Genomic DNA, 19,331 nt, shown 5'->3' with positions numbered 1-19,331 from the left:
TCAGCGCTTCCAGGCCAGGGGCACGCCGGCGCGCTCCATCAGCGCGAGCGTCTCTCCCAGCGGCAGGCCGACGACGTTGGTGGGGCTTCCGTCCACGGAGGCGACGAGGAAGCCGCCCTGGCCCTGGATGGCGTAGGCGCCCGCCCGGTCCACCGGCTCTCCGGTGCCGACGTACCAGGCAATCTCGGCGGCGCTCAGCTCCCGGAAGGTGACGCGGGTGCGCACCACGAGTGCCTCCTCGTGACGGCCCGCGAGCGCGACGCCGGTGTGGACGTCATGCGTCTTCCCGGACAGGCGGCCGAGCATGGCGCGGGCCTCGGCCGAATCCTGGGGCTTGCCCAAAAGCTCCGAGCCCAGGGCCACGGTGGTGTCCGCGGCCAGCACCCAGGCGCCGGGGTAGCGGGCGGCCACGACGGCGGCCTTCTCGCGCGCCAGGCGGAGGACGTAGGGGCCTGCCTCCTCGCCAGGGCGGGGCGTCTCGTCGATGTCCGCCGCGGAGACGGTAAAAGTGAGACCCAGTTGCGACAGGAAGTCCCTGCGGCGGGGAGAACCCGAGGCCAGGACGAGCAACGTTTGATCAGCGTGCGTGTGCATGTTACGGCTCCAGGCGTCGCGTCCTTAGCAGACCTGCGCCTCGGAGTGGACTCTACGGATGAATCCCGCGGACCTCCTGTCGGCCATGAAGCGGACAGTGGAACAACTGGCCGCCTTCAACGAGATGGCGAAGGCGTTGACGTCCACGCTGGAGCTGCGCGAGGTGCTCGCGCTGGTCATGCAGAAGGTCAGCAGCCTGCTGCTGCCTCGCAACTGGTCCCTCATCCTCCAGGATGAGCGCACGGGTAAGCTCTACTTCGAAATCGCCGTGGGCGAGGGAGCAGGCGTCCTCAAGGGCCTGCAGCTCAACCCCGGCGAGGGCATCGCGGGCGCCGTCTTCTCCTCGGGTGTGGCCCGGCTCGTCCACGACGTGGGCGGCGACCCCAGCTTCTCGCCCCGCTTCGACGCGGCCTCCGCCTTCCACACCCGCTCCATCCTCGCCGTGCCCCTGCTGTCCCGGGGCCACGTGCTGGGCGTCATCGAGCTGGTCAACGGCCCCACGGATCCGCCGTTCTCCAACGACGACCTCACCACCCTCACCGCCATCGCCGACTACGCGGCCATCGCGATTGAGAACGCGCGCAACTTCCGCCGGGTGCAGGAACTCACGATTACCGACGAGCACACCGGTTGCTACAACGCCCGGCACCTGCGGGCGCTGCTCGACACGGAGGTGAAGCGCTCGGCGCGCTTCCGCCACCCGCTGTCGCTCGTCTTCCTGGACCTGGACCACTTCAAGAGCGTCAACGACCGGCACGGGCACCTGATGGGCAGCGCCACGCTGAAGGAGGTGGGCGACCTGCTCATGGCCCTGGGGCGCAACGGCCTGGACGCCGTCTTCCGCTACGGAGGCGACGAGTTCGCCATCCTCCTGGTGGAGACGGACCAGGACGGCGCGGCCCTCATCGCCCAGCGCATCTGCGAGGCGTTCCGAGGGCGCTCCTTCCTCCAGGAGCACGGCCTGGACGTGCGCGTCACCGCCAGCGTGGGCGTGGCCACCTTCCCGGACCACGCCACCTCCGCGTTGGACCTCATCCGCTCGGCGGACTTCGCCATGTACGGGGCCAAGGCCCGGGGCCGGGACGCCATCTGCGTCGCCGAGTCCACCCCTCCCGACACGGGGAATGGCAACGGCAACGGCTCCGACTTCCCGGCGCGCTGAAGCTGAGAGAGCACCCCGCAACGGCCGAGGGCCGGGGAGGGGAACACCCTCGGCCCGGCCCTCGTGGGACTGCGTCGTGCGGGAAGACGACTACCCGGCGCCCACCACCGAGTCGATGGCCTCGGTGTTCGTCACGACGTCGCCGTTCTTCTTCAGCGCCTTGAGGAAGGACTCCGTCACTTCAATCTGCTTGGCCTGCTGCGCCTGGGCGCGCAGGGTGTCCTTCTTCGCCTCGAAGCCCGCGGCGTCCGGCTTCTGGCGCTCCACCACCTGCGCCACCACGAAGCCCTCGCCCACGGGGAACGTCTCGCCCAGCACCTGGGGCGCGGTGGTCGCGAAGGCCGCCTTCACCAGCGCGGGCGCGGGGCCCAGGTGCGGCACGGCCTCACCCTCGGCGGTGAAGCTGTCCGTCTCCACGGCCTCCGGACGCGTCTCCGTCTCGAAGCGCAGGATGGCCGGCTGCTCCTTCTCCGGCGGGAACAGCTCCTTCAGCGTCTTGCCGCCCTGCACGGAGGCCAGCGCCTTCTGGGCCTCCGCCTTGGCCAGGTCCTTGGCGCGCTCCTGCTTGAAGAGCGTGGTGGCGATCTCATCCGAGACCTCCTCCAGCTTCTTGTCCTGGGCGGGCTGCTTCTCCTCCACCTTCACCAGGTGCACGCCGAACTTCGTCTCCACCGGCTGCGTGACGCCGCCCGCGGTGAGCGCGAAGGCCGCGTCCGCCAGCGCCGGCTCCCAGCTGCCACGCTCCACCCAGCCCAGGTCGCCGCCGCGCGCCTTGCTGCCGGGGTCCTCGCTGCTCTCGCGGGCCACGGTGGCGAAGTCCTTGCCGCCGTCGATCTCCTTCTTGAGCGCCTCCGCCTTCTTGAGCGCCTCCGCCTTCTGCTCGGCGGTGGCCTCCAGGGGCAGCTTCACCAGCACCTGGCGGGCGCGGATGCGCTCCGGCTGCTGGTACACGAAGCGGTTGGCCTCGTAGTAGTCCTTGATCTCCTTCTCGTGCGCCTTCTTCCAGTCCGCGAGCTGCACGGGCGTGGGGGCCGGCACCTTGTCCGCGAACATGGTGGGCAGGAAGCGCGCGAAGACGACCTTGGCCTGGTTGCCGTCCTTCTCGTAGCGGGCCCGGACCTCGTCATCGGAGACGACCGCGTTGGCGCGGACGACTTCGATCATCTTCTGCGCGGCCAGCTGGCGGCGCAGCTCGGTCTCGAACTCCTGGGGCGTCTTCCGATAGAAGTCGCGCAGGACCTGCTGATAGCGCGCGAAGTCGAACCCGCCCTCCTTGGCGTGGAAGTCCGTGTTCTGGTGGATGAGCTTGCGCAGCTCCTCGTCGGACGGGTTGATGCCACGCTGCTCGGCCGCCTGGGCCAGGAGCTCCGTGTTCACCAACCTGTCCATCACCTGGTTGTGCATGCCGAACTGCCGGGCCACGGACTCGGGGATGGGGCTGCCCTGCGCTCGCAGGAAGCTCATCTGCCGGGCCCAGGCCGTGGCGAAGTCGCGCAGCGGGATTTCCTTGCCGTTCACCTTGGCCACCGAGCCCGGAGCCGTGGTGGCGGCTCCAGAGGCGCCGAAGCCGGAGCTGCCCGGCCCGAACGAAAGCGTGAACACCACCGCGATGCCGATGATGAACAGCAGGGAAAAGACCTTCCGGGGGTTCAGACCGTCCATTGTCGTCACTTCGAGAGCAAACGCGCCGAGAAAAGTCGTGCGGAAGGACTCGCGACGCGGTGTTGTTGGTAGCCCGGCCGAAGGGTGGTTGACCTGCGGCCACCCCCGTCACAGGGCCTTGACTGCCTAGGACACTGCACCGGAAAATGCAAGCGATTTAGAGAGTTTAGCGCAGACCCCCACCCTCCGCACTTCCCTCCCACCCCGGAATTCCCCTCTGTGCTGTCGCTCCTCAAGCGATATCGGCGCCCCCTCCTGGTCGGCGTCCTGCTGCTCTACCCGCTGGTCGCCTTCCTGCTCAGCGGGCGCAAGGTCAGGGACCCCAACCCCATCGACCGGGCGGTCATCGCGGTGACGTCGCCCGTCCAGCAGGTGCTCACGGCCTCCATCGAAGGCTCCGTGTCGGCGGTGCGCCACTACCTGGATTTGCGCGGCGTCCGGCAGGAGAATGACACCCTGCGTCTGGAGAACCTCCAATTGAGGGCCTCGGTGCAGGCGCTGGGCGAGTCGCGCACGGAGAACGAGCGGCTGCGCAAGCTGTTGGGCTACGCGGAGGCGGCGGCGGGGCCGGAGATTCCGGCGCGGGTGGTGGGCGTCAACCCGGTGGCCAAGCTCCTGTCGGTGCGCATCAGCGCGGGGGAGAAGGAGGGCGTCTTCCGGGGCATGTCGGTGGTGACGCCGGATGGAATCGTGGGACAGGTCATCCGGGCCACGGGGAGCTACTCGGACGTGGCGCTGGTGACGGACACGCAGAGCCGGGTGGCGGTGAGGGTGCAGCGCTCCAGGGCGCGGGGGACGGCGTCGGGTGCTGGCAGCGGACCTTTGAAGCTGGAGAACATGCTGCGCACCGAGGACGTGGACAACGGCGACCTCATCATCACCTCGGGCACGGATGGCATCTACCCACCGGGGCTGGTGGTGGGGCGGGTGACCCATCTAGAGAAGAAGGAGCACGGCATGTTCCAGGGTGGGGACATCGTGCCGGCGGTGGACACCAGCAAGCTGGAAGAGGTGTTGGTGGTGGGCAGTCCCTACAGCGCGATGGCGCAGGGCAGCGCGGCGGAGGGTGCGTCGAAATGAAGTTCCTGGTGACGGTGGGCATCGCGCTGGCGCTGCTCACGCTGGAGTCCGTGGTCGTCAAGCAGGCGGGCCTGGTGCTCGGCCGCATCGACGTCACCGTGGTGCTGGTGGCGTTCCTCGCCCTGCGCGCCACGCTGCTGGAGGGGGCCTTCTCCGCGTTCGCGGTGGGCTACCTGTTGGACCTGATGAGCGGACAGCCCACGGGGCTGTTCACCTTCCTCGCCGTCTTCACCTTCCTGGTGGGGCGGCTGGTGTCGACGTTCGTGGACGTGCGCGGCGGCCTGTCCTTCGCGCTGTTCGCCATGGGCGCGGACGTGGGGCACGGCCTCCTGGCGACCTTCTTCACCTGGCTGACGGTGAAGGACGGCGGCTCGGGGCCGGCGCTGGCGGGCCTGCCGCTGCAGGTGGCGCTCACGGGGGTCGCGGCGCTGGCGCTCTTCCCGCTGCTCAAGCGCTTCGAGGCGGCGCAGGACCGTCCGGCGGGGTTGCTGAGGTGACGCCTCCCACGCTGGGCAACACGACGCCGGGCCGCGAGCTGCGCCGGCGCTTCCTCTGGCTGGGCCTGGCCATGACGGTGGGGCTGGGCCTGTTGTCCATCCAGCTCTACCGCCTGCAAATCACCCGGGGCGAGGAGTACTCCGCCAAGAGCGTGGCCAACTTCGTCAAGGAGGTGCGCCTGCGCGCCGACCGGGGCGTCATCAAGGACGCGCGCGGTACCATCCTCGTCGACAGCCGCCCGTCCTTCGACGCGGTCGTCACGCCCGCGTTCTGCACCGACTGCTCCGAGCAGGTCATCCCCCGGCTGGCGGAGCTGCTCCAGTGGGACGCCGACCAGGCGAAGAAGGTGGAGGACCTGGTGCGCCAGGGCCGCCGCAACGCGCCCTTCCAGCCGGTGCCGGTGCGCGTGGACCTGACGCGGGACGAGTACGACCGGCTGGCCGCCCGCCGCGACATCCTGGACGGCGTGGAAGTGGCCCCCGTGCCGCACCGCCACTACCGGACCAACACGGTGCTGTCGCACGTGCTGGGCTACATGAACGAAATCACCCAGGAGGAGCTGGAGCGCCTCAACGGCGACGGCTCGCGCTACGCGCTGGGGGACTACATCGGCCGGCGCGGCCTGGAGCGCTACTTCGAGCAGCGCCTGCGCGGCCAGGACGGCGTGCGCAAGGAGGTCGTCAACGCGCGCGGCCAGAAGATTGAAGAGCTCAACGTCAAGCTGGGCGACAACGCCGTGGTGCAGCCCCAGGCGGGCAGCAACCTGGTGCTGTCCATCGACATGCGCCTGCAGGAAGAGGCCGAGCGCGCCTTCCCCGGCGTGACGGGCGCCGTCGTCGCCATCGATGTGAACACGGGCTTCATCCGCGCGCTGGTGTCGCGGCCCGGCTTCGACCCCAACCTCCTGACGGGCCGCGTGACGCCCACGCAGATGGCGCAGCTGTCCAGAGACCCGCTGGAGCCCATGGTCAACCGCGTGGCCGCGGAGCACTACAGCCCGGGCTCCACGTTCAAGGTCGTCACCGCGCTGGCGGCGTTCAAGTCCGGCGTGTTCCGTCCGGAGACGGTGGTGAACTGCCCCGGTGGCTACCGGCTGGGCGCGCGCACGTGGCGCTGTCACCTGGACCGGGGCCACGGCCCGGTCAACGGCCTGGATGCGATGAAGAGCTCGTGTGACACGTGGTTCTACAAGGTCGCTGACACCATCGGCCTGGACCCCATCGGAGAGATGGGCAAGTCGCTGGGCCTGGGCAGCCCCACGGGCATCAACGTGGTGGCGGAGGTGCCCGGCATCATGCCGACCAGCGCGTACCACGACAAGGCCTCGCCGGGCGGCTACACCAAGGGCATGGCGCTCAACAGCGCCATCGGCCAGGGCGACAACAACGTCACGCCGCTCCAGCTCGCGCTGATGTACGCGGCCATCGCCAACGGCGGCACGCTCTACAAACCGCAGATGGTGCAGCGGCTGGAGAACCTGGACGGCCAGGTCATCCAGGAGTTCAAGCCGGAGGTCGTGCGCCGGGTGGAGCTGTCCCCCACGCACCTGAAGGCCGTCATCGAGGGCCTGGTCAAGGTCGCCCACGAGCCGGGCGGCACCTCCTACCGCTCACGCCTCAAGTACATGCGCGACCAGGAAGTCCTCGTCGCGGCGAAGACGGGCACGGCCCAGGTCGCGCGCCTGGGCGCCATCCGCCTCAAGACGCACCAGATGAGCTTCTTCGAGCGAGACCACGCCTGGTTCGCGGGCTTCGCCCCGGCGGACAAGCCGGAGATAGCCGTCGTGGTGCTCAACGAGCACGGTGGCCACGGTGGCTCGGACGCCGCGCCGACGGCGATGGCCGTCATCCAGAAGTACCTGGACCTGAAGAAGCTGGACGCCACGGCGCCGCCGCCGCGTCCCAACCAGCCCTACACCCCGTCAGTGCTGCGCGCGCCGTCTCCGGACGAGGCGGCCCTGACGCGCGGCGTGAAGCCCCCGAAGCTGCTGCCGGGCGACGAAGAGGTTTCGGAGGACACCCATGCAACTCAGGATTGAGCGGCGGATGGTGCCCCACGTCCCGTGGGGCCTCATCGTCTGTGTGCTGGGCGTGTCCCTCTTGGGCATCTGGAACCTCGCCTCGGCGTCGCGGCCTCCGCTCGCGCCGGTGTGGTCCAGCCAGGCGCTGTACCTGGGGCTGGGCGTCGTCGCCGTGCTGGTGGTGTGCCTGGTGGACTACCGGTGGATCCAGCGCATGGCGCTGCCCATCTACGTCACCAACATCCTGGCGCTCATCGCCCTGCGCTTCATCGGCCACACGGCCAAGGGCGCGGAGAGCTGGTTCGTCATCGGCCCGTTCCGCCTGCAGCCCGCGGAGTTCATGAAGATTGGCGTCGTGCTGATGCTGGCCAAGGTCTACCACGACGACTTCCGCCCCAATGAGCCGTCCTACGGCCTGGTCCGCCTGTGGAAGCCGCTGCTCGTCGTGGGCGTGCCCTTCGTCCTCGTGCTCGTCCAGCCGGACCTGGGCACGGCGCTGATGATTGGCCTGTCCTCGCTCACCGTCATCCTCTTCGGCAAGGTGCGCTGGTACCTGGTCGCCACGCTCGTCGCGGCCATCCTCGCGGGCGGCATCGTCATCTGGAACGACTACGTGCGCGACGTGCCGGAGCCCCGGCCCACCATCGTCCGGCACCACCTGAAGAAGCACCAGAGTCAGCGCATCTCCGGCTGGTTGGACCCGGAGGCGGACCTGCGCGGCAGCGGCTACCACGCGGCCCAGTCGAAAATCGCGGTGGGCAGCGGCGGCGTGTCCGGCAAGGGCTGGCGCGAGGGCACCCAGACGGGCCTGCGCTTCCTGCCCGAGCAGCACACCGACTTCATCTTCTCCGTGTGGGCGGAGGAGCACGGCTTCGTGCTGTGCACGGTGCTGCTCGTGCTCTACGGCGCCATCTTCATCTTCGGCCTGGGCGTGGGGTTCAACGCCCGAGACAGGTTCGGCGCCTTCGTGGCCGTGGGCGTCGTCGCGATGCTGTTCTGGCAGGTGTTCGAGAACATCGGCATGGTCATCGGCCTGCTCCCGGTGACGGGAATCACCCTGCCACTGATGAGTTATGGCGGGTCTTCCATGATGTCCGTGATGCTCAGCATTGGCTTGCTGGTGAACATCAGCATGCGGCGTCACATGTTCTGAGACGGCGCGACACGCGACGCTGAAGCAGGCGCTCCGAAGATGGTGCGGGGCGCTGGCGGCGGGTCGCGGGTGGTGTATGAATCACCCCACCAATTCCGGGGGGAGGGCGAGTCCCTCTCGGGCCGGTGGAGGTCAGGCATGCAGAGGAAGGTCGGGCAGAAGGTGAGTGGGAGTGTCCGCGTGGCGGAGATTCCCGTGGCGGCGAGGGACGTGAAGCCCGCGGCGCCACCGCCCGTGGCGAGGGCCCCCGTCGTGGCGAAGGAGGAGGTGCGACGGCCGGTGGCCTCCGCGCCGCTGCTGCCGACGTTCGCTCCCATCATCGAACGCAACCAGGGTGAATCCGAGCACCGGGAGTTCCCCCGGGCGCAGCTGGTGACGCGCTTCGAGGTCTGGGTGGATGACGAGGAGGGCGGGCGGCGCTTCGCGGCGAGCCTGGCCTCCATCAACGTCAGCGTCAGCGGGGCCTTCCTGGAGAGCACCTTCTACCTGCCCATGGGCACGGTGCTGGGGGTGAGCTTCATCCTGGAGCCGGGGGCCTCGCCGGTGCGGGCGCGGGCGCAAATCGTCCGTGAGGAGCGCGGGGACGGCCCCGAGGGCCGCAGCGGCTTTGGAATCCGCTTCCTCGACTTCAGTGGCCAGACGGAGGTCGCCCTGGCGCGACTCTTCGTGGGAGCCCGGCTGAGAGCCTTCGCGGAGGACTACTTGAGCTCCCAGCGGGCGCGTTCACTGCCCAACGAGCTGGAGCGGGTGGTGGATGTCCTTTCGGCGTGGGAGCTGCTCAAGGCCACGAGCACCGAAGCGGACCCCTGGCAGGCCAAATAACGACTGACTTCCCACTCGCGGGCCGGCCAGCCATGAGAGGGTGGGGGGGATATGGATTGAGGCGCTCGCCCAGGGCCGTGGGCGCCACCTCGAACCGCGTGTCTCAGGCGGGCTTGCCACCCGCCAGCAGACGCCGCCGCTCGGCCTGATAATGCGCTGAACACAGCCCCTTCGAGCGCTGCTCACGCGTGCAGTCCGGCATCGTGCAGCGCCGGTCAGACGCCACCATGTTGCCCGCAAGTGCCTTGGGCGGACGGCCACGACGACGGCTCGCCGCCACGCCGTTGCTGTTGCCACCCGTGGGCATGCCCTGGTTCATCGCCCGGAGGACGCCTCGGCCAATCGCATCGCCAAGCGCTTCCGCCCAATTCACCAATGCGGGGGTCAGGGGGACCTTCGACAACTCCTTACGTGGTCGTGCCATGAAAACTCCCGTGAAAACAGTCAAAACAAACAAGGCATCCAATGCGCCTATTTGGCGGTGGATGTCAACGCTGTCAATACAACCAGGGAGGGGTCTCGTCTGACTCGCAAAACCCGCGCGGAAAATTGATGACAAGACTGCAAAGGGATACGTGTTTCCCACAGGCGAGCAGGACGGCGATTCGGTATCTGCGCTGGATTTGTCCGCAGGGGTGAAAATGACGCGGAGTCTGAGAAATCGCTGAAGGCTCGCCCGAGACTTGGGTTGAGTTGAGTCAGGACGTGGACGGGCAAAGCCGCTGCTCCAACGGTTCCGGGCTCGCGAGAAGGATCCGCTCACAAGCCATGAACCGGAGGGCTCACGAGGGTTGCGCCGGGGGGGCCGACAGGCGCTCCGGGGGGCGTTGGTGCTTGAGCCCGCGGCCGGACAGCGAGTGGGGCGCTGGCGCCCCGCGTCGACAAACAGAAGCGCCGGGCGAGGCGCGCGCGAGGCCAGGAGTCCTCACGTGCGCGCGGGCCCGGCGAAGCGGCTTACAGCGCCTTCTTGATGGCGTCTTCGATGCGCGCCTTGGGGACGGCGCCGACAATCTGCTCCACGACCTTGCCGCCCTTGAAGAGCAGCAGGGTGGGGATGGACCGGATGCCGTAGTCCTGCGGCGTCTGCTGGTTGTCGTCGATGTTCATCTTGGTGAACTTCACCTGGCCGCCATACTGGGTGGCGAGCGCGTCGATGGACGGGGCGATGGCGCGGCACGGCGCGCACCAGGTCGCCCAGAAGTCCACCAGCACGGGCTCCTGGGAGTCCAGCACCAGCTGCTTGAAGTCGCCATCTCCGACCTGTGTCACGTTGTCGCCTGCCATGGTGTCTCCTTCGGGCCCTCTCCGGCCTGCACGGCGCGTCGTCTAGTACGTGCCCCGGGAGCCTGCAAGAATCGGCGGACCGTCGGCCGATCTGCCAGAAATGATGCGGTGGGGACGCGCGGGTTTCACCCCTCATTCCGAACGGCTCCCCCCTCAAGCCCGGTGCTGGTGTAGGCTGGCGGACGTGACGAAGCTCTTTCTGCCCCAGTCCCAGCTCGAGGAGTGGGCACTGGCCGACAAAGCGGACGTGCGGGATGGCCGGCTGGTGGTGATGGCCGAGGGCGGCACCGCCTTCGCCGTCTCCCCCGCGGTGCATTTCCTCCAACTCGTGTCGGGCGAGGACACCCACGGTCTGGTGGCCAAGGTGAAGACCGAGGAGCAGCTCTCCCGCCTGGGGGCCGAGCAGATGGCCGACTCGGTGCTGGTGGGGGAGTCCGCCTACGAGGTCGTTCCAGGGTATGTGACGGACGTGCCCTCCGGGGCGCCGAAGCCGGAGGCGGCGGGCAAGAAACCCGATTCGGAGACCGACCTGTTGGCGGCGTTCCTTCTCAACAAGATGGGCTGATTCGCCTGTCTGTCACGGTTATTGCCTGAATCCATGAGCCACACGCTCGTATCGCTCGCCTGCCACGCCTACGGCATCGCCGCCGTGGCCTATCTGGCCTACCTCGTCCGCCAGTCGGACGCGCTGGCCATGGCCGGGCGCGTGCTGGTGGGCGGAGGGCTCGTGCTGCACGGGGTGGCCCTCTTCGAGTTGCTCGGAGCCCAGTCCGGCCGGCCCGTGGGCATGGCCCAGGGCTTCTCCACGCTGGCCTTCCTGCTCTTGGCCATCTTCCTGGCGCTGGATGTGCGCTACCGCCGCCCCGTCATCGGCGCGTTCCTCACGCCCCTGGCCGTGACGGTGCTGATACCCGGGCTGTTGATGCACGGAGGGCAGTCGCCGCTTCCACCGGGCGTGCGACAGCCGCTCTTGCCGCTGCACATCACCCTGGCGCTGTTGGGGCTGGCCGCGTTCGCGGTGGCCGCGGGCGTGGGGGTCATGTACCTCCTGATGGAGCGGCAGGTGCGCGCCAAGCGCTTCGGCCTGCTCTTCTCCCGGCTGCCCTCGCTGGAGTTCCTGGACACCCTCAATCGGCGTTTGGTGGTGTGGGGCTTCATCGCGCTGTCCATCACCCTGGCGACGGGGGCGTTCTTCGTCGCCTCCACCATCGGCTGGCAGTGGGATGGCAAGTCGATTGCCACGGTGGTGGCGTGGGCCGTCTTCGCGGCCATCGTCAACGCGCGCATCTTCGCGGGCTGGCGGGGGCGCCGGGTGGCGTTGCTGACCATGGCGGGGTTCTGTCTGGTGCTGGTGTCGTTCCTCACCTCGTACGACGTGACTGCGAGCACGGCGGCCGCCATGAGGATTCCCTGAGTATGGAGCTCGTCTGCATTGGCCTGTCCCACCGTACGGCGCCCCTGGTGGTGCGCGAGCGGCTGGCCCTGTCCGAGTCGCGTCAGGTGGAGGTGCTCCAGCGGCTGGCCCAGTCGCCGGTGGAGGTGCTCTGGGTGTCCACCTGCAACCGGGTGGAGGTCTATCTCTCCGCGCCGGACGGCATGCTCGCGCGGGAGCGCGCGGTGTCGGAGCTGCGGGCGCTGGGCGGTGACGAGGCGTTGGACCACCTCTACGAGCACCGGGGCGAGGCGGCCCTCATCCACCTGTTCCGGGTGGCCTCCAGCCTGGACTCCATGGTGCTGGGCGAGGCGCAGATTCTCGGGCAGGTGAAGGACTCCTTCGAGCGGGGCCAGGGCGCGGGGGCGGTGCGGGGTGAGTTGACGCGGGCGTGCGCGGCGGCGTTCGGGTGCGCCAAGCGGGTGCGCACGGAGACGGCCATCGGCCGCGCGGCGACGTCCATGGCGTCGGCGGCGGTGCAACTGGCCAGCAAGGTGTTCGACGGCTTGAAGGGCAAGACGGTGCTGGTGGTGGGAGCGGGGGAGATGGGAGAGCTGGCGGCGCGCCATCTGCAGCAGGCGGGTGCGACGAAGCTGTTCATCACCAACCGGACGTTGGCTCGCGCGGAGGCGCTGGCGACGGAGGTGGGCGGGGTGGCGCGGCCCTTCGAGGAGCTGTTCTCGCTCCTGGGCGCCGCGGACGTGGTGGTGTGCAGCACCGCGTCCCCCGTGCCGCTGTTCACCCGGGAGAACGTGGGCGCGGTGGGTAAGGGGCGCAAGGGCCGGCCGCTGTTCATGGTGGACCTGGCGGTGCCGCGAGACATCGACCCTGGGGTGGGCACGCTGGACTGGGTGCACGCCTACGACGTGGACGACATCCAGAAGTTCGTCGCGGACAACGCGGCCGCGCGCGCCGAGGAGGCGCACAAGGCGGGCGTGCTGGTGGCGCAGGAGGTGGCTCGCTTCGTCAAGGAGCGCGCGCTGCGCGAGGGCATGCCGGTGCTCGCGCGTCTGCGCCAGCGCGCGGAGGCCATTGCCCGCTCGGAGGTGGAGCGCACGCTGACGTCGCTGGGCGACGGGCTGACGGACAAGCAACGCAAGAGCATCGAGGCCATGGGGCGCGCCATCGTGAACAAGCTGTTGCATGAGCCCACCTCGCGGCTGCGCGCCGTGGGCCCGGAGGGCGAGGGCAATCGCCTGGCGGGCGCGGCCGCGGAGCTCTTCGGACTCCTGGAGGCGGAGATGGAGGCTGCGGACGCGGAGGCCTCTTCCCTGGCTCCGGTTCCGCAGCAGGTCGCCACGGGGGCCAAGCGATGAAGACCGTGCGAATCGCCACCCGACAGAGCCCGCTGGCGCTCTGGCAGGCCCGCCACGTGGGCGCGCTCCTGGCCTCGCATCATCCGGGCCTGGAGGTGTCCCTGGTGGAGATGACCACCGAGGGAGACCGCTTCCTGTCCGCGCCGCTGTCGGCGGTGGGCGGCAAGGGCCTGTTCGTGAAGGAAATCGAGCAGGCGCTCATCGACGGCCGCGCGGACCTCGCGGTGCACAGCCTGAAGGACATGACGTCCGAGCTGCCGGAGGGCCTGATTCTCGCGGCGGTGCCGACGCGCGAGGACCCTCGCGATGCCTTCTGTGGCCTTGCGGGCCAGACGCTGGATTCGCTGCCGCAGGGTGCGCGCGTGGGCACGTCGTCGCTGCGCCGCAGCTGCATCCTGCGCTCGCGGCGGCCGGACCTGGAGATCGTCAGCCTGCGCGGCAACGTGCAGACGCGTTTGCAGAAGACGAAGGAGCTGGGGCTCGCGGGCGCGGTGCTGGCGTACGCGGGGCTCAAGCGCCTGGGCCTGGAAGACGTCATCACCCAGGTGCTGTCCACCGAGGTGAGCCTGCCCGCGGTGGGGCAGGGCGTGCTCGCCATCCAGTGCCGAGGGGACGACGCGCGCGTGTGCGCGCTGCTCGCGCCGCTGGAGGATGCGACGACGCGCGTGGCGGTGACGGCCGAGCGCGCGCTGCTGGCGAAGCTGGAGGGCGGCTGCACGGTGCCGCTGGCGGGGCATGCCACGGTGTCCGAGGGCTTCGTGCACCTGCGCGGACTGGTGGGCCGGCCGGATGGCGCACGGGTGGTGCGGGGCGAGGTCCGTGGGCCGGTGGCGCAGGCGCGGGAGCTGGGCGAGGCCCTGGCCGACGACCTCTTGTCGCAGGGCGCGGCGGACATCCTGCGTGATTTCGCTCGCCGCCCGGACGCGCGGCCCTAGACTGCCGCCCGCGTGGAACGGCGACTGGAAGGCATCCGAGTCTTGGTGACGCGCCCGCGTGAGCGGGCCGAGGAGCTGTGCTTTCTCCTGGAGGACGAGGGCGCGGAGGTGCTCAGCCTTCCGCTCCTGGAGCTGCGTCCGCCGGAGGACCCACGTCCGCTGGCGTCCGCCGCCGAGCACATCCAGCGCTATCGCTGGGTGGTGTTCGCGAGTCCCTCCGCTGTCGACGCGCTGATGGACGCGCTGCGCGAGGCGGGCACGGCGCAGCGGCTCTCCCGCGTGAAGCTGGCGGCGGTGGGGCCTCGGACGGCGCGCGCCATGAGGAGCTATGGCCTGGACGTCGCCGCGGAGCCGGACGAGGGCACGGGGCAGGCGCTCTTCGAGATGCTCAAGGACGGACTCCAGTCGGGTGACGAGGTGCTGTTGCCCGCGGCGGAGGAGGGGCGGCGCGAGCTGGAGGAGGCGCTGCGCGACGCGGGCGTGCTCGTCACCCGCGTGACGGCCTATCGCTCCCTGGCGGCGGAGGTTCCCCCGGAGGCCCTGGCGCTGCTCGCCGAGTCACCGCCGGACGTGGCGGTGTTCGCCTCGCCGCGCACCGCGGAGGCCTTCCTGGACGCGGCGGGGCGTGAGCGATTGGGGCCCGCGCGGGTGGTGGCGATTGGGCCCACCACGGCGTCGGCGCTGGAGCAACTGGGGCTGCCGGCCACGGCCGTCGCGGAGAGGCCCACGCCGGAGTCATTGGTGGATGCGACGGTGCGCGCGGTTCGCGGCCAGGCGGAAGCGCCCCCGGTGAAGTAGTGGGGGATGCGGCTCGACGCGCTGTTCGCGGGTAGACTGCCCTTCCCGTCGAAGTCCGGGCGAATGCATGCCCGGTGCTGGACGACGCGGAGGGGTTTTCGATGAATCGGGGTTCGCAGCGGAGCGCCGTCGTACTCGGGTTGTTGTTGTCCGTCACGGCGGCGGCGCAACAGGTGCTGGAATACAAGGACCTGGGCCACCGGGTGCTCAGCACTCCCGCGGACCCCTTCGTCTTCTACGTGGACGGCCGACAGGCCCTGCCCGGGGGCAATGACCTCAACCTGGTGGTGGCGGCCAGTCGCGCGGCCGCGCAGACGTGGCAGGTCAGCTGCTCCTGGCCGACGTTCTCCTTCCCGGATGGCGGAGTGGCCACGACGGGCTCGCCCATGGCGAACGTCAATGACCCGGGGGACCGCTTCAACGTGGTGCCCGTCTGGGTGACGAGCGCGAGTGACCCGCGCTACTCGGACACGCTCAACGGTGGAGACCGGCAGTCCGCCGCGCGCCCGCTGACGTTCAGCGGCTACGTGTACCAGTGCGACATCTTCCTCAACGCGGTGGACTTCGAGTGGTCCACGACGACGCCCACGCCCGCGGGCCACTACGACATCCAGAGCGTGTTGACGCACGAGATTGGCCACTGCCTGGGCCTGGGTGACTCCTTCGAGGCCATTGGCGCGGTGATGTTCTTCGACCTTCCGGCGGGAGAGAGCCGGCGCAACCTCGCGGACTACGACAGGACGGCGCTGTGCCGCTTCTATCCGAAGACGGGCGCTGTCGGTTCGCCCTGTGACACCGCCGCGTGCACCACCGGCCTGACGTGTGTCACCGCGCCGTCCACCGTCTCCGGCAAGGACCTCAAGGTCTGTGCGAAGGGCTGCTTCGGCAACGCCACCGCCGAGTGTCCGGCCCCCTATGTCTGTCGCGAGTCCTCCGCGGTCTCCGGGTACACCCGGGCCTGTCTGCCGGCCCTTCCCGATGGAGTCACGCCAGTGGGCCGCGAGTGCACCCCTGGCCCGAGGAGCTGCAACACCACGAATGGCGTCTGCATCGCCCCGGTGTCCGCGCCGTCGGGCAATGGCGAGTTCGACCGGTGGGACGAGGGCTACTGCACCGAGACGTGCAGCGGCTCGAACTCGTGCCCCGCGGGCTCGGCATGCTCCGTGGTGGCGGGACAGGGCTCCATCTGTCTCAAGGACTGTACGCTCGGGGGCAGCGACTGCCGCCCTGGCTATACGTGCGAGGCCCGGCCCGAGGGCAACCTCTGCGTCCCTGGCTGCTACGGCGACCTGGACTGTGACAGCAACTCCGTCTGCCGGACGTGTGACCGCGTCTGTGTTCCGAAGCAGGCCGCGGGCAAGCAGGTGGGCGACGCGTGCACCGCGAACGCCGAGTGTGGCACCAACCAGTACTGTCTTTTCGCCGAGGGCGGCACGCAGGGCGTGTGCGCGCAGCAGTGCTCCGTCTCCGCGTGCTCCTGCCCTGGAGGCACGTCGTGCCAGGTGGTGAACAAGGACGGTGAGCGGGCCTGCGTCCGGGCGTGCTCCGCGAGCTCGTGCCCCTCCACGCTGCGGTGTGGCTCGGTGGAGCAGGGCGGCTCCGCCTGCTTGCCTGTCTGTGTGACGAATCAGGACTGCGCGCCCAACATGCTCTGCGCGAGCGGAGGCACCTGTTACGATCCTCAAGCGCGGCCGGACGCCGGGCCTTGCACGCTGTGCAACGATGGTGGCTCGCAGCCGCCGCCGCCCGTGGATGCGGGGCCGCCCACGGGCAGCACCACGGGGCCGGATGGCTGTGGTTGTACGGGCGCGCCGGTGTCGGCGGCGGCCTTCCTCGGTGGGTTGGTCCTGCTGCTGCTGGTGGCGGGAAGGAGACGGACTTGGCACAAGCAGTGAGCGGCCCGGGGAATCCTCCTCCGAAGAGCCGGGATGACTTCACCACGCTCTTCGTGCTGGAGGCGCTGGTGGGGCAGGGGCTGTTGACGCCCCAGCAGGCCCAGGAGGTCCTCGCGAAAGAGGGGGCCGCGCGAGCGCGGGTCCTCAAGGCGCAGACGGCCGCGATTGGCAAGGATGCGGCGCGCTACGACGTGTCGCCTGTCGAGGTGGTGGCTGCCTTCCAGGTGCCCCTGGCCAACGGCCGGGGCGTGCTGGACGAGGACCGCGTCACGGAGGCCGCCGCGCGTGCCGCGGGCATGGCCTACCGGAAGATAGACCCGCTGAAGCTGGACATGACGCTGGCCACGCGCACGGTGTCGCGGCCGTATGCGCAGAAGCACGTGTTGCTCCCGCTGGAGCGCACGGTGCAGGGCCGGTTGCTGGTGGCGGTGGCCAACCCGTTCGACCGGGAGCTGTTCGAGAGCTTCCACCGCCTCACGGGCCTGCCAGTGGAGCCGGTGCTGAGCGCGAAGGCGGACATCCTCAAGTCCATCTCCGACATCTACGGCTTCGGCAGGACGCTGGCCCGCGCGGCGGATGACTTCAGCGTGGCGGTGGGAGGCGGACAGCTCTCCAACTTCGAGCAGCTCGTGTCGCTCAGCGGCACGCAGGAGCTGGAGGCGTCTGACCGTCCGGTGGTGCAGGCGGTGGACTATCTGCTGCGCTACGCCTTCGACAACCGCGCCTCGGATATCCACATCGAGCCCAAGCGCTCCACCAGCGTGGTGCGGCTGCGCATCGACGGCGTGTTGCACCCGGTGTACTCGCTGCCGGCGCAGGTGCATGCGCCGATTGTGTCGCGCGTGAAGATGCTCTCGCGCATCGACATCTCCGAGAAGCGCAAGCCCCAGGACGGGCGCATCAAGACGGAGCGGGACGGGCGCGAGGTGGAGTTGCGCGTCAGCACGCTGCCCACGGCCTTTGGCGAGAAGGTGGTCATCCGCATCTTCGACCCGGAGACGCTGGTGCAGGACATCGCCCAGCTTGGCTTCGAGCCGGACGAGAAGAACTCCTTCGAGTCGTGGATTGACCAGCCCCACGGGCTCATCCTCGTCACGGGGCCAACGGGAAGTGGCAAGACGACGACGCTCTATTCGGCGCTCAAGGCGCTGGCGGGGCCGGACGTCAACGTCACCACGATTGAAGACCCCATTGAAATGGTGTGGGACGCCTTCAACCAGGTGCAGGTGCAGCCCAAGCTGGGGCTCGACTTCGCGAGCGCGCTGCGCCACATCCTGCGTCAGGACCCGGACGTCATCATGGTGGGTGAGATTCGTGACCAGGAGACGGCGGAGAACGCCATCCAGTCCGCGCTCACCGGACATCTTGTCCTGTCCACGCTACACACCAACGACGCGTTGGGCGCGGTGGCGCGCATGCGGGACTTGGGAGTGCCGTCTTTCCTCCTGGCGCAGAGCTTGTTGGGCGTCATGGCCCAACGACTGTTGCGCCGCGTGTGCAGTCATTGCGCGGAGGAGGCGACGCTGACGCCGGATGAGCTGCTCGCGCTCCAGGCGCCGCTGCCCTTGCTGCCGGGTGGGGTGCGCCTGCTCAAGGGGGCAGGCTGCGTGCGCTGCCGAGGCACGGGCTACGTGGGCCGCACGGGCGTCTTCGAAATCGTCACCACGGGCGGAGAGCTGCGCGAGCAGATTGCACGCGAGGCACCGTACGAGAAGCTGGTGGAAGTGGCCCGGCGCGGAGGCATGCGCACCCTGCGCGAGGCCGCCGTGCGCAAGCTGGCGCAGGGGCTCACTGCTTTTGACGAAGTGGTGCGCATGACTTCGGCGTGAGGTGAGCAAGTGGCAACAATTGCGAGCTTGCCCGACCGGGACGAGCCGGTCGCCGAGCTGAGGGGCGTCGTCGATGACTGAGTCGAAAAGTTTCAGGAGGGATCTCCTTCCATGATGCTTGTCGAAGCCGAACTGCTCACGCAGCCTGGCAACAACGCTGTCCTTCGCCTCCCGGGTCGGAGGTTTCCAGGCGTCGTCATCCAGGGCGACACACTGCATTCCCTGGTGTCCACGGCGTCCGAGGCTCTCGCGGCCCTTGAGCAGGGGAACACATCGAATGCCCAGGAGTTGCTCCGAGATGCCGTCGAGCAGCTCCGTGATGCGCAGGCGCGCTACGAGGCGGCGCTCGGGGAGCATGGTCTCGCGCTGCCTTATTGAAAGAGGGCTCGCGTGGGATGTTCTGTCTGGATTTTCCGACGGGATTTCCGGTGTGCACGAACTGCCAGCCTGAATGCAGTCCAAACCAGTTTCTGCCAGACACAAGGAGCGATCCTGGTAGCCGGCGAGGATGTTGATGTGCATCAAAATGTTTGTTGAGACGGAACCCTCCAGACACCCATGGTCATCTCTCTGCAAGTGGCGCAAGGATTCGCAGAGAGTGTCCCGGAGGGCGCTTCGGACGCTCCTGACTGCTCAGTCGCCGTCCGACGTCAAAGACACGTACTGATAAAGCCTGGCCTCAAGCCCCGCCCGAATGGCACGATGTTCTACGAGGGGGCTCTAGTACTACCCGGTCACTTGAATCCAGGTAGCGGTCATGATCTACGGTCGGGATGACACCCGCACATCTGCGCAAGCTGGATGAGGCGCTGAGCGCCTACCTCGATGAGATGGTGGTCGGCATGGGGCGG

At 69.0% G+C, this 19,331-nt stretch carries 18 protein-coding genes; 14 read left to right on the top strand and 4 right to left on the bottom strand.

Annotated elements, in window-relative coordinates; genetic code table 11:
• Complete coding sequence (locus LZ199_RS12200) at positions 1 to 594, bottom strand: Maf family protein (protein ID WP_253993842.1); 594 nt, start codon at positions 592 to 594, stop codon at positions 1 to 3.
• A 58-nt stretch (positions 595 to 652) separates the two neighbouring features.
• Here LZ199_RS12200 and LZ199_RS12195 point away from each other — a divergent pair, with 58 nt between their 5' ends.
• Complete coding sequence (locus LZ199_RS12195) at positions 653 to 1,756, top strand: sensor domain-containing diguanylate cyclase (RefSeq protein ID WP_253993841.1); 1,104 nt, start codon at positions 653 to 655, stop codon at positions 1,754 to 1,756.
• A gap of 90 nt (positions 1,757 to 1,846) precedes the next feature.
• Here LZ199_RS12195 and LZ199_RS12190 read toward each other — a convergent pair whose 3' ends face one another.
• Positions 1,847 to 3,418, bottom strand: coding sequence for a peptidylprolyl isomerase (locus LZ199_RS12190; RefSeq protein ID WP_253993840.1), 1,572 nt, complete (start codon positions 3,416 to 3,418; stop codon positions 1,847 to 1,849).
• A 219-nt stretch (positions 3,419 to 3,637) separates the two neighbouring features.
• On the opposite strand from LZ199_RS12190, the gene mreC reads away from it, so the two are divergent.
• From mreC to LZ199_RS12165, 5 genes are all read left to right on the top strand, one after another.
• On the top strand, positions 3,638 to 4,498 hold the full coding sequence (gene mreC / locus LZ199_RS12185; RefSeq protein ID WP_253993839.1) for a rod shape-determining protein MreC: 861 nt from the start codon (positions 3,638 to 3,640) through the stop codon (positions 4,496 to 4,498).
• On the top strand, positions 4,495 to 4,995 hold the full coding sequence (locus LZ199_RS12180; protein ID WP_253993838.1) for a hypothetical protein: 501 nt from the start codon (positions 4,495 to 4,497) through the stop codon (positions 4,993 to 4,995). The genes mreC and LZ199_RS12180 overlap by 4 nt, the downstream gene beginning before the upstream one ends.
• Positions 4,992 to 7,034 (top strand): penicillin-binding protein 2, encoded by a 2,043-nt coding sequence (mrdA, locus tag LZ199_RS12175; protein ID WP_253993837.1) that lies wholly within the window; start codon positions 4,992 to 4,994, stop codon positions 7,032 to 7,034. Before LZ199_RS12180 ends, mrdA begins: the two co-directional genes overlap by 4 nt.
• Positions 7,018 to 8,169, top strand: coding sequence for a rod shape-determining protein RodA (gene rodA, locus LZ199_RS12170; RefSeq protein ID WP_253993836.1), 1,152 nt, complete (start codon positions 7,018 to 7,020; stop codon positions 8,167 to 8,169). The genes mrdA and rodA overlap by 17 nt, the downstream gene beginning before the upstream one ends.
• Positions 8,170 to 8,307: 138 nt before the next feature.
• Positions 8,308 to 8,991 carry a PilZ domain-containing protein gene (locus tag LZ199_RS12165; protein WP_253993835.1) on the top strand — a complete coding sequence of 228 codons (684 nt, stop codon included), beginning with the start codon at positions 8,308 to 8,310 and terminating at the stop codon, positions 8,989 to 8,991.
• A gap of 103 nt (positions 8,992 to 9,094) precedes the next feature.
• On the opposite strand, the gene LZ199_RS12160 is transcribed toward LZ199_RS12165, so the two are convergent.
• On the bottom strand, positions 9,095 to 9,415 hold the full coding sequence (locus LZ199_RS12160) for a hypothetical protein (RefSeq protein ID WP_253993834.1): 321 nt from the start codon (positions 9,413 to 9,415) through the stop codon (positions 9,095 to 9,097).
• 530 nt (positions 9,416 to 9,945) lie between these two features.
• Positions 9,946 to 10,275: a thioredoxin gene (trxA, locus tag LZ199_RS12155; protein ID WP_253993833.1), complete on the bottom strand. Its 330-nt coding sequence runs from the start codon at positions 10,273 to 10,275 to the stop codon at positions 9,946 to 9,948.
• Between the two features lie 184 nt (positions 10,276 to 10,459).
• Between trxA and LZ199_RS12150 the strand changes: the two genes are divergently transcribed.
• The 8 genes from LZ199_RS12150 (at position 10,460) to LZ199_RS12115 (ending at position 18,858) form a co-directional block, all read left to right on the top strand.
• A complete protein-coding gene (locus LZ199_RS12150; RefSeq protein WP_253993832.1) occupies positions 10,460 to 10,840 on the top strand; it encodes a hypothetical protein in 381 nt (126 codons plus the stop codon).
• Between the two features lie 33 nt (positions 10,841 to 10,873).
• The gene (locus LZ199_RS12145) at positions 10,874 to 11,689 is read left to right on the top strand and encodes a cytochrome C assembly family protein (protein WP_253993831.1); all 816 of its coding nucleotides are present in this window, start codon (positions 10,874 to 10,876) and stop codon (positions 11,687 to 11,689) included.
• Between the two features lie 2 nt (positions 11,690 to 11,691).
• Positions 11,692 to 13,023: a glutamyl-tRNA reductase gene (gene hemA / locus LZ199_RS12140; RefSeq protein WP_253993830.1), complete on the top strand. Its 1,332-nt coding sequence runs from the start codon at positions 11,692 to 11,694 to the stop codon at positions 13,021 to 13,023.
• Positions 13,020 to 13,958: a hydroxymethylbilane synthase gene (gene hemC / locus LZ199_RS12135; RefSeq protein WP_253993829.1), complete on the top strand. Its 939-nt coding sequence runs from the start codon at positions 13,020 to 13,022 to the stop codon at positions 13,956 to 13,958. The genes hemA and hemC overlap by 4 nt, the downstream gene beginning before the upstream one ends.
• A 42-nt stretch (positions 13,959 to 14,000) precedes the next feature.
• On the top strand, positions 14,001 to 14,756 hold the full coding sequence (locus LZ199_RS12130) for a uroporphyrinogen-III synthase (RefSeq protein WP_253993828.1): 756 nt from the start codon (positions 14,001 to 14,003) through the stop codon (positions 14,754 to 14,756).
• Between the two features lie 101 nt (positions 14,757 to 14,857).
• The gene (locus tag LZ199_RS12125) at positions 14,858 to 16,651 is read left to right on the top strand and encodes a zinc metalloprotease (protein WP_253993827.1); all 1,794 of its coding nucleotides are present in this window, start codon (positions 14,858 to 14,860) and stop codon (positions 16,649 to 16,651) included.
• The gene (locus LZ199_RS12120) at positions 16,636 to 18,480 is read left to right on the top strand and encodes a GspE/PulE family protein (protein ID WP_253993826.1); all 1,845 of its coding nucleotides are present in this window, start codon (positions 16,636 to 16,638) and stop codon (positions 18,478 to 18,480) included. Before LZ199_RS12125 ends, LZ199_RS12120 begins: the two co-directional genes overlap by 16 nt.
• Positions 18,481 to 18,591: 111 nt before the next feature.
• On the top strand, positions 18,592 to 18,858 hold the full coding sequence (locus tag LZ199_RS12115) for a DUF6959 family protein (protein WP_253993825.1): 267 nt from the start codon (positions 18,592 to 18,594) through the stop codon (positions 18,856 to 18,858).
• The last annotated feature ends 473 nt before the right edge of the window (positions 18,859 to 19,331 follow it).

The sequence above is a fragment of the Myxococcus qinghaiensis genome (assembly GCF_024198215.1).
Taxonomy (GTDB): Bacteria; Myxococcota; Myxococcia; order Myxococcales; family Myxococcaceae; genus Myxococcus; species Myxococcus qinghaiensis.
Note: the sequence above shows the minus strand (reverse complement) of the source record. Positions and strands in the feature narration are given on the sequence as shown.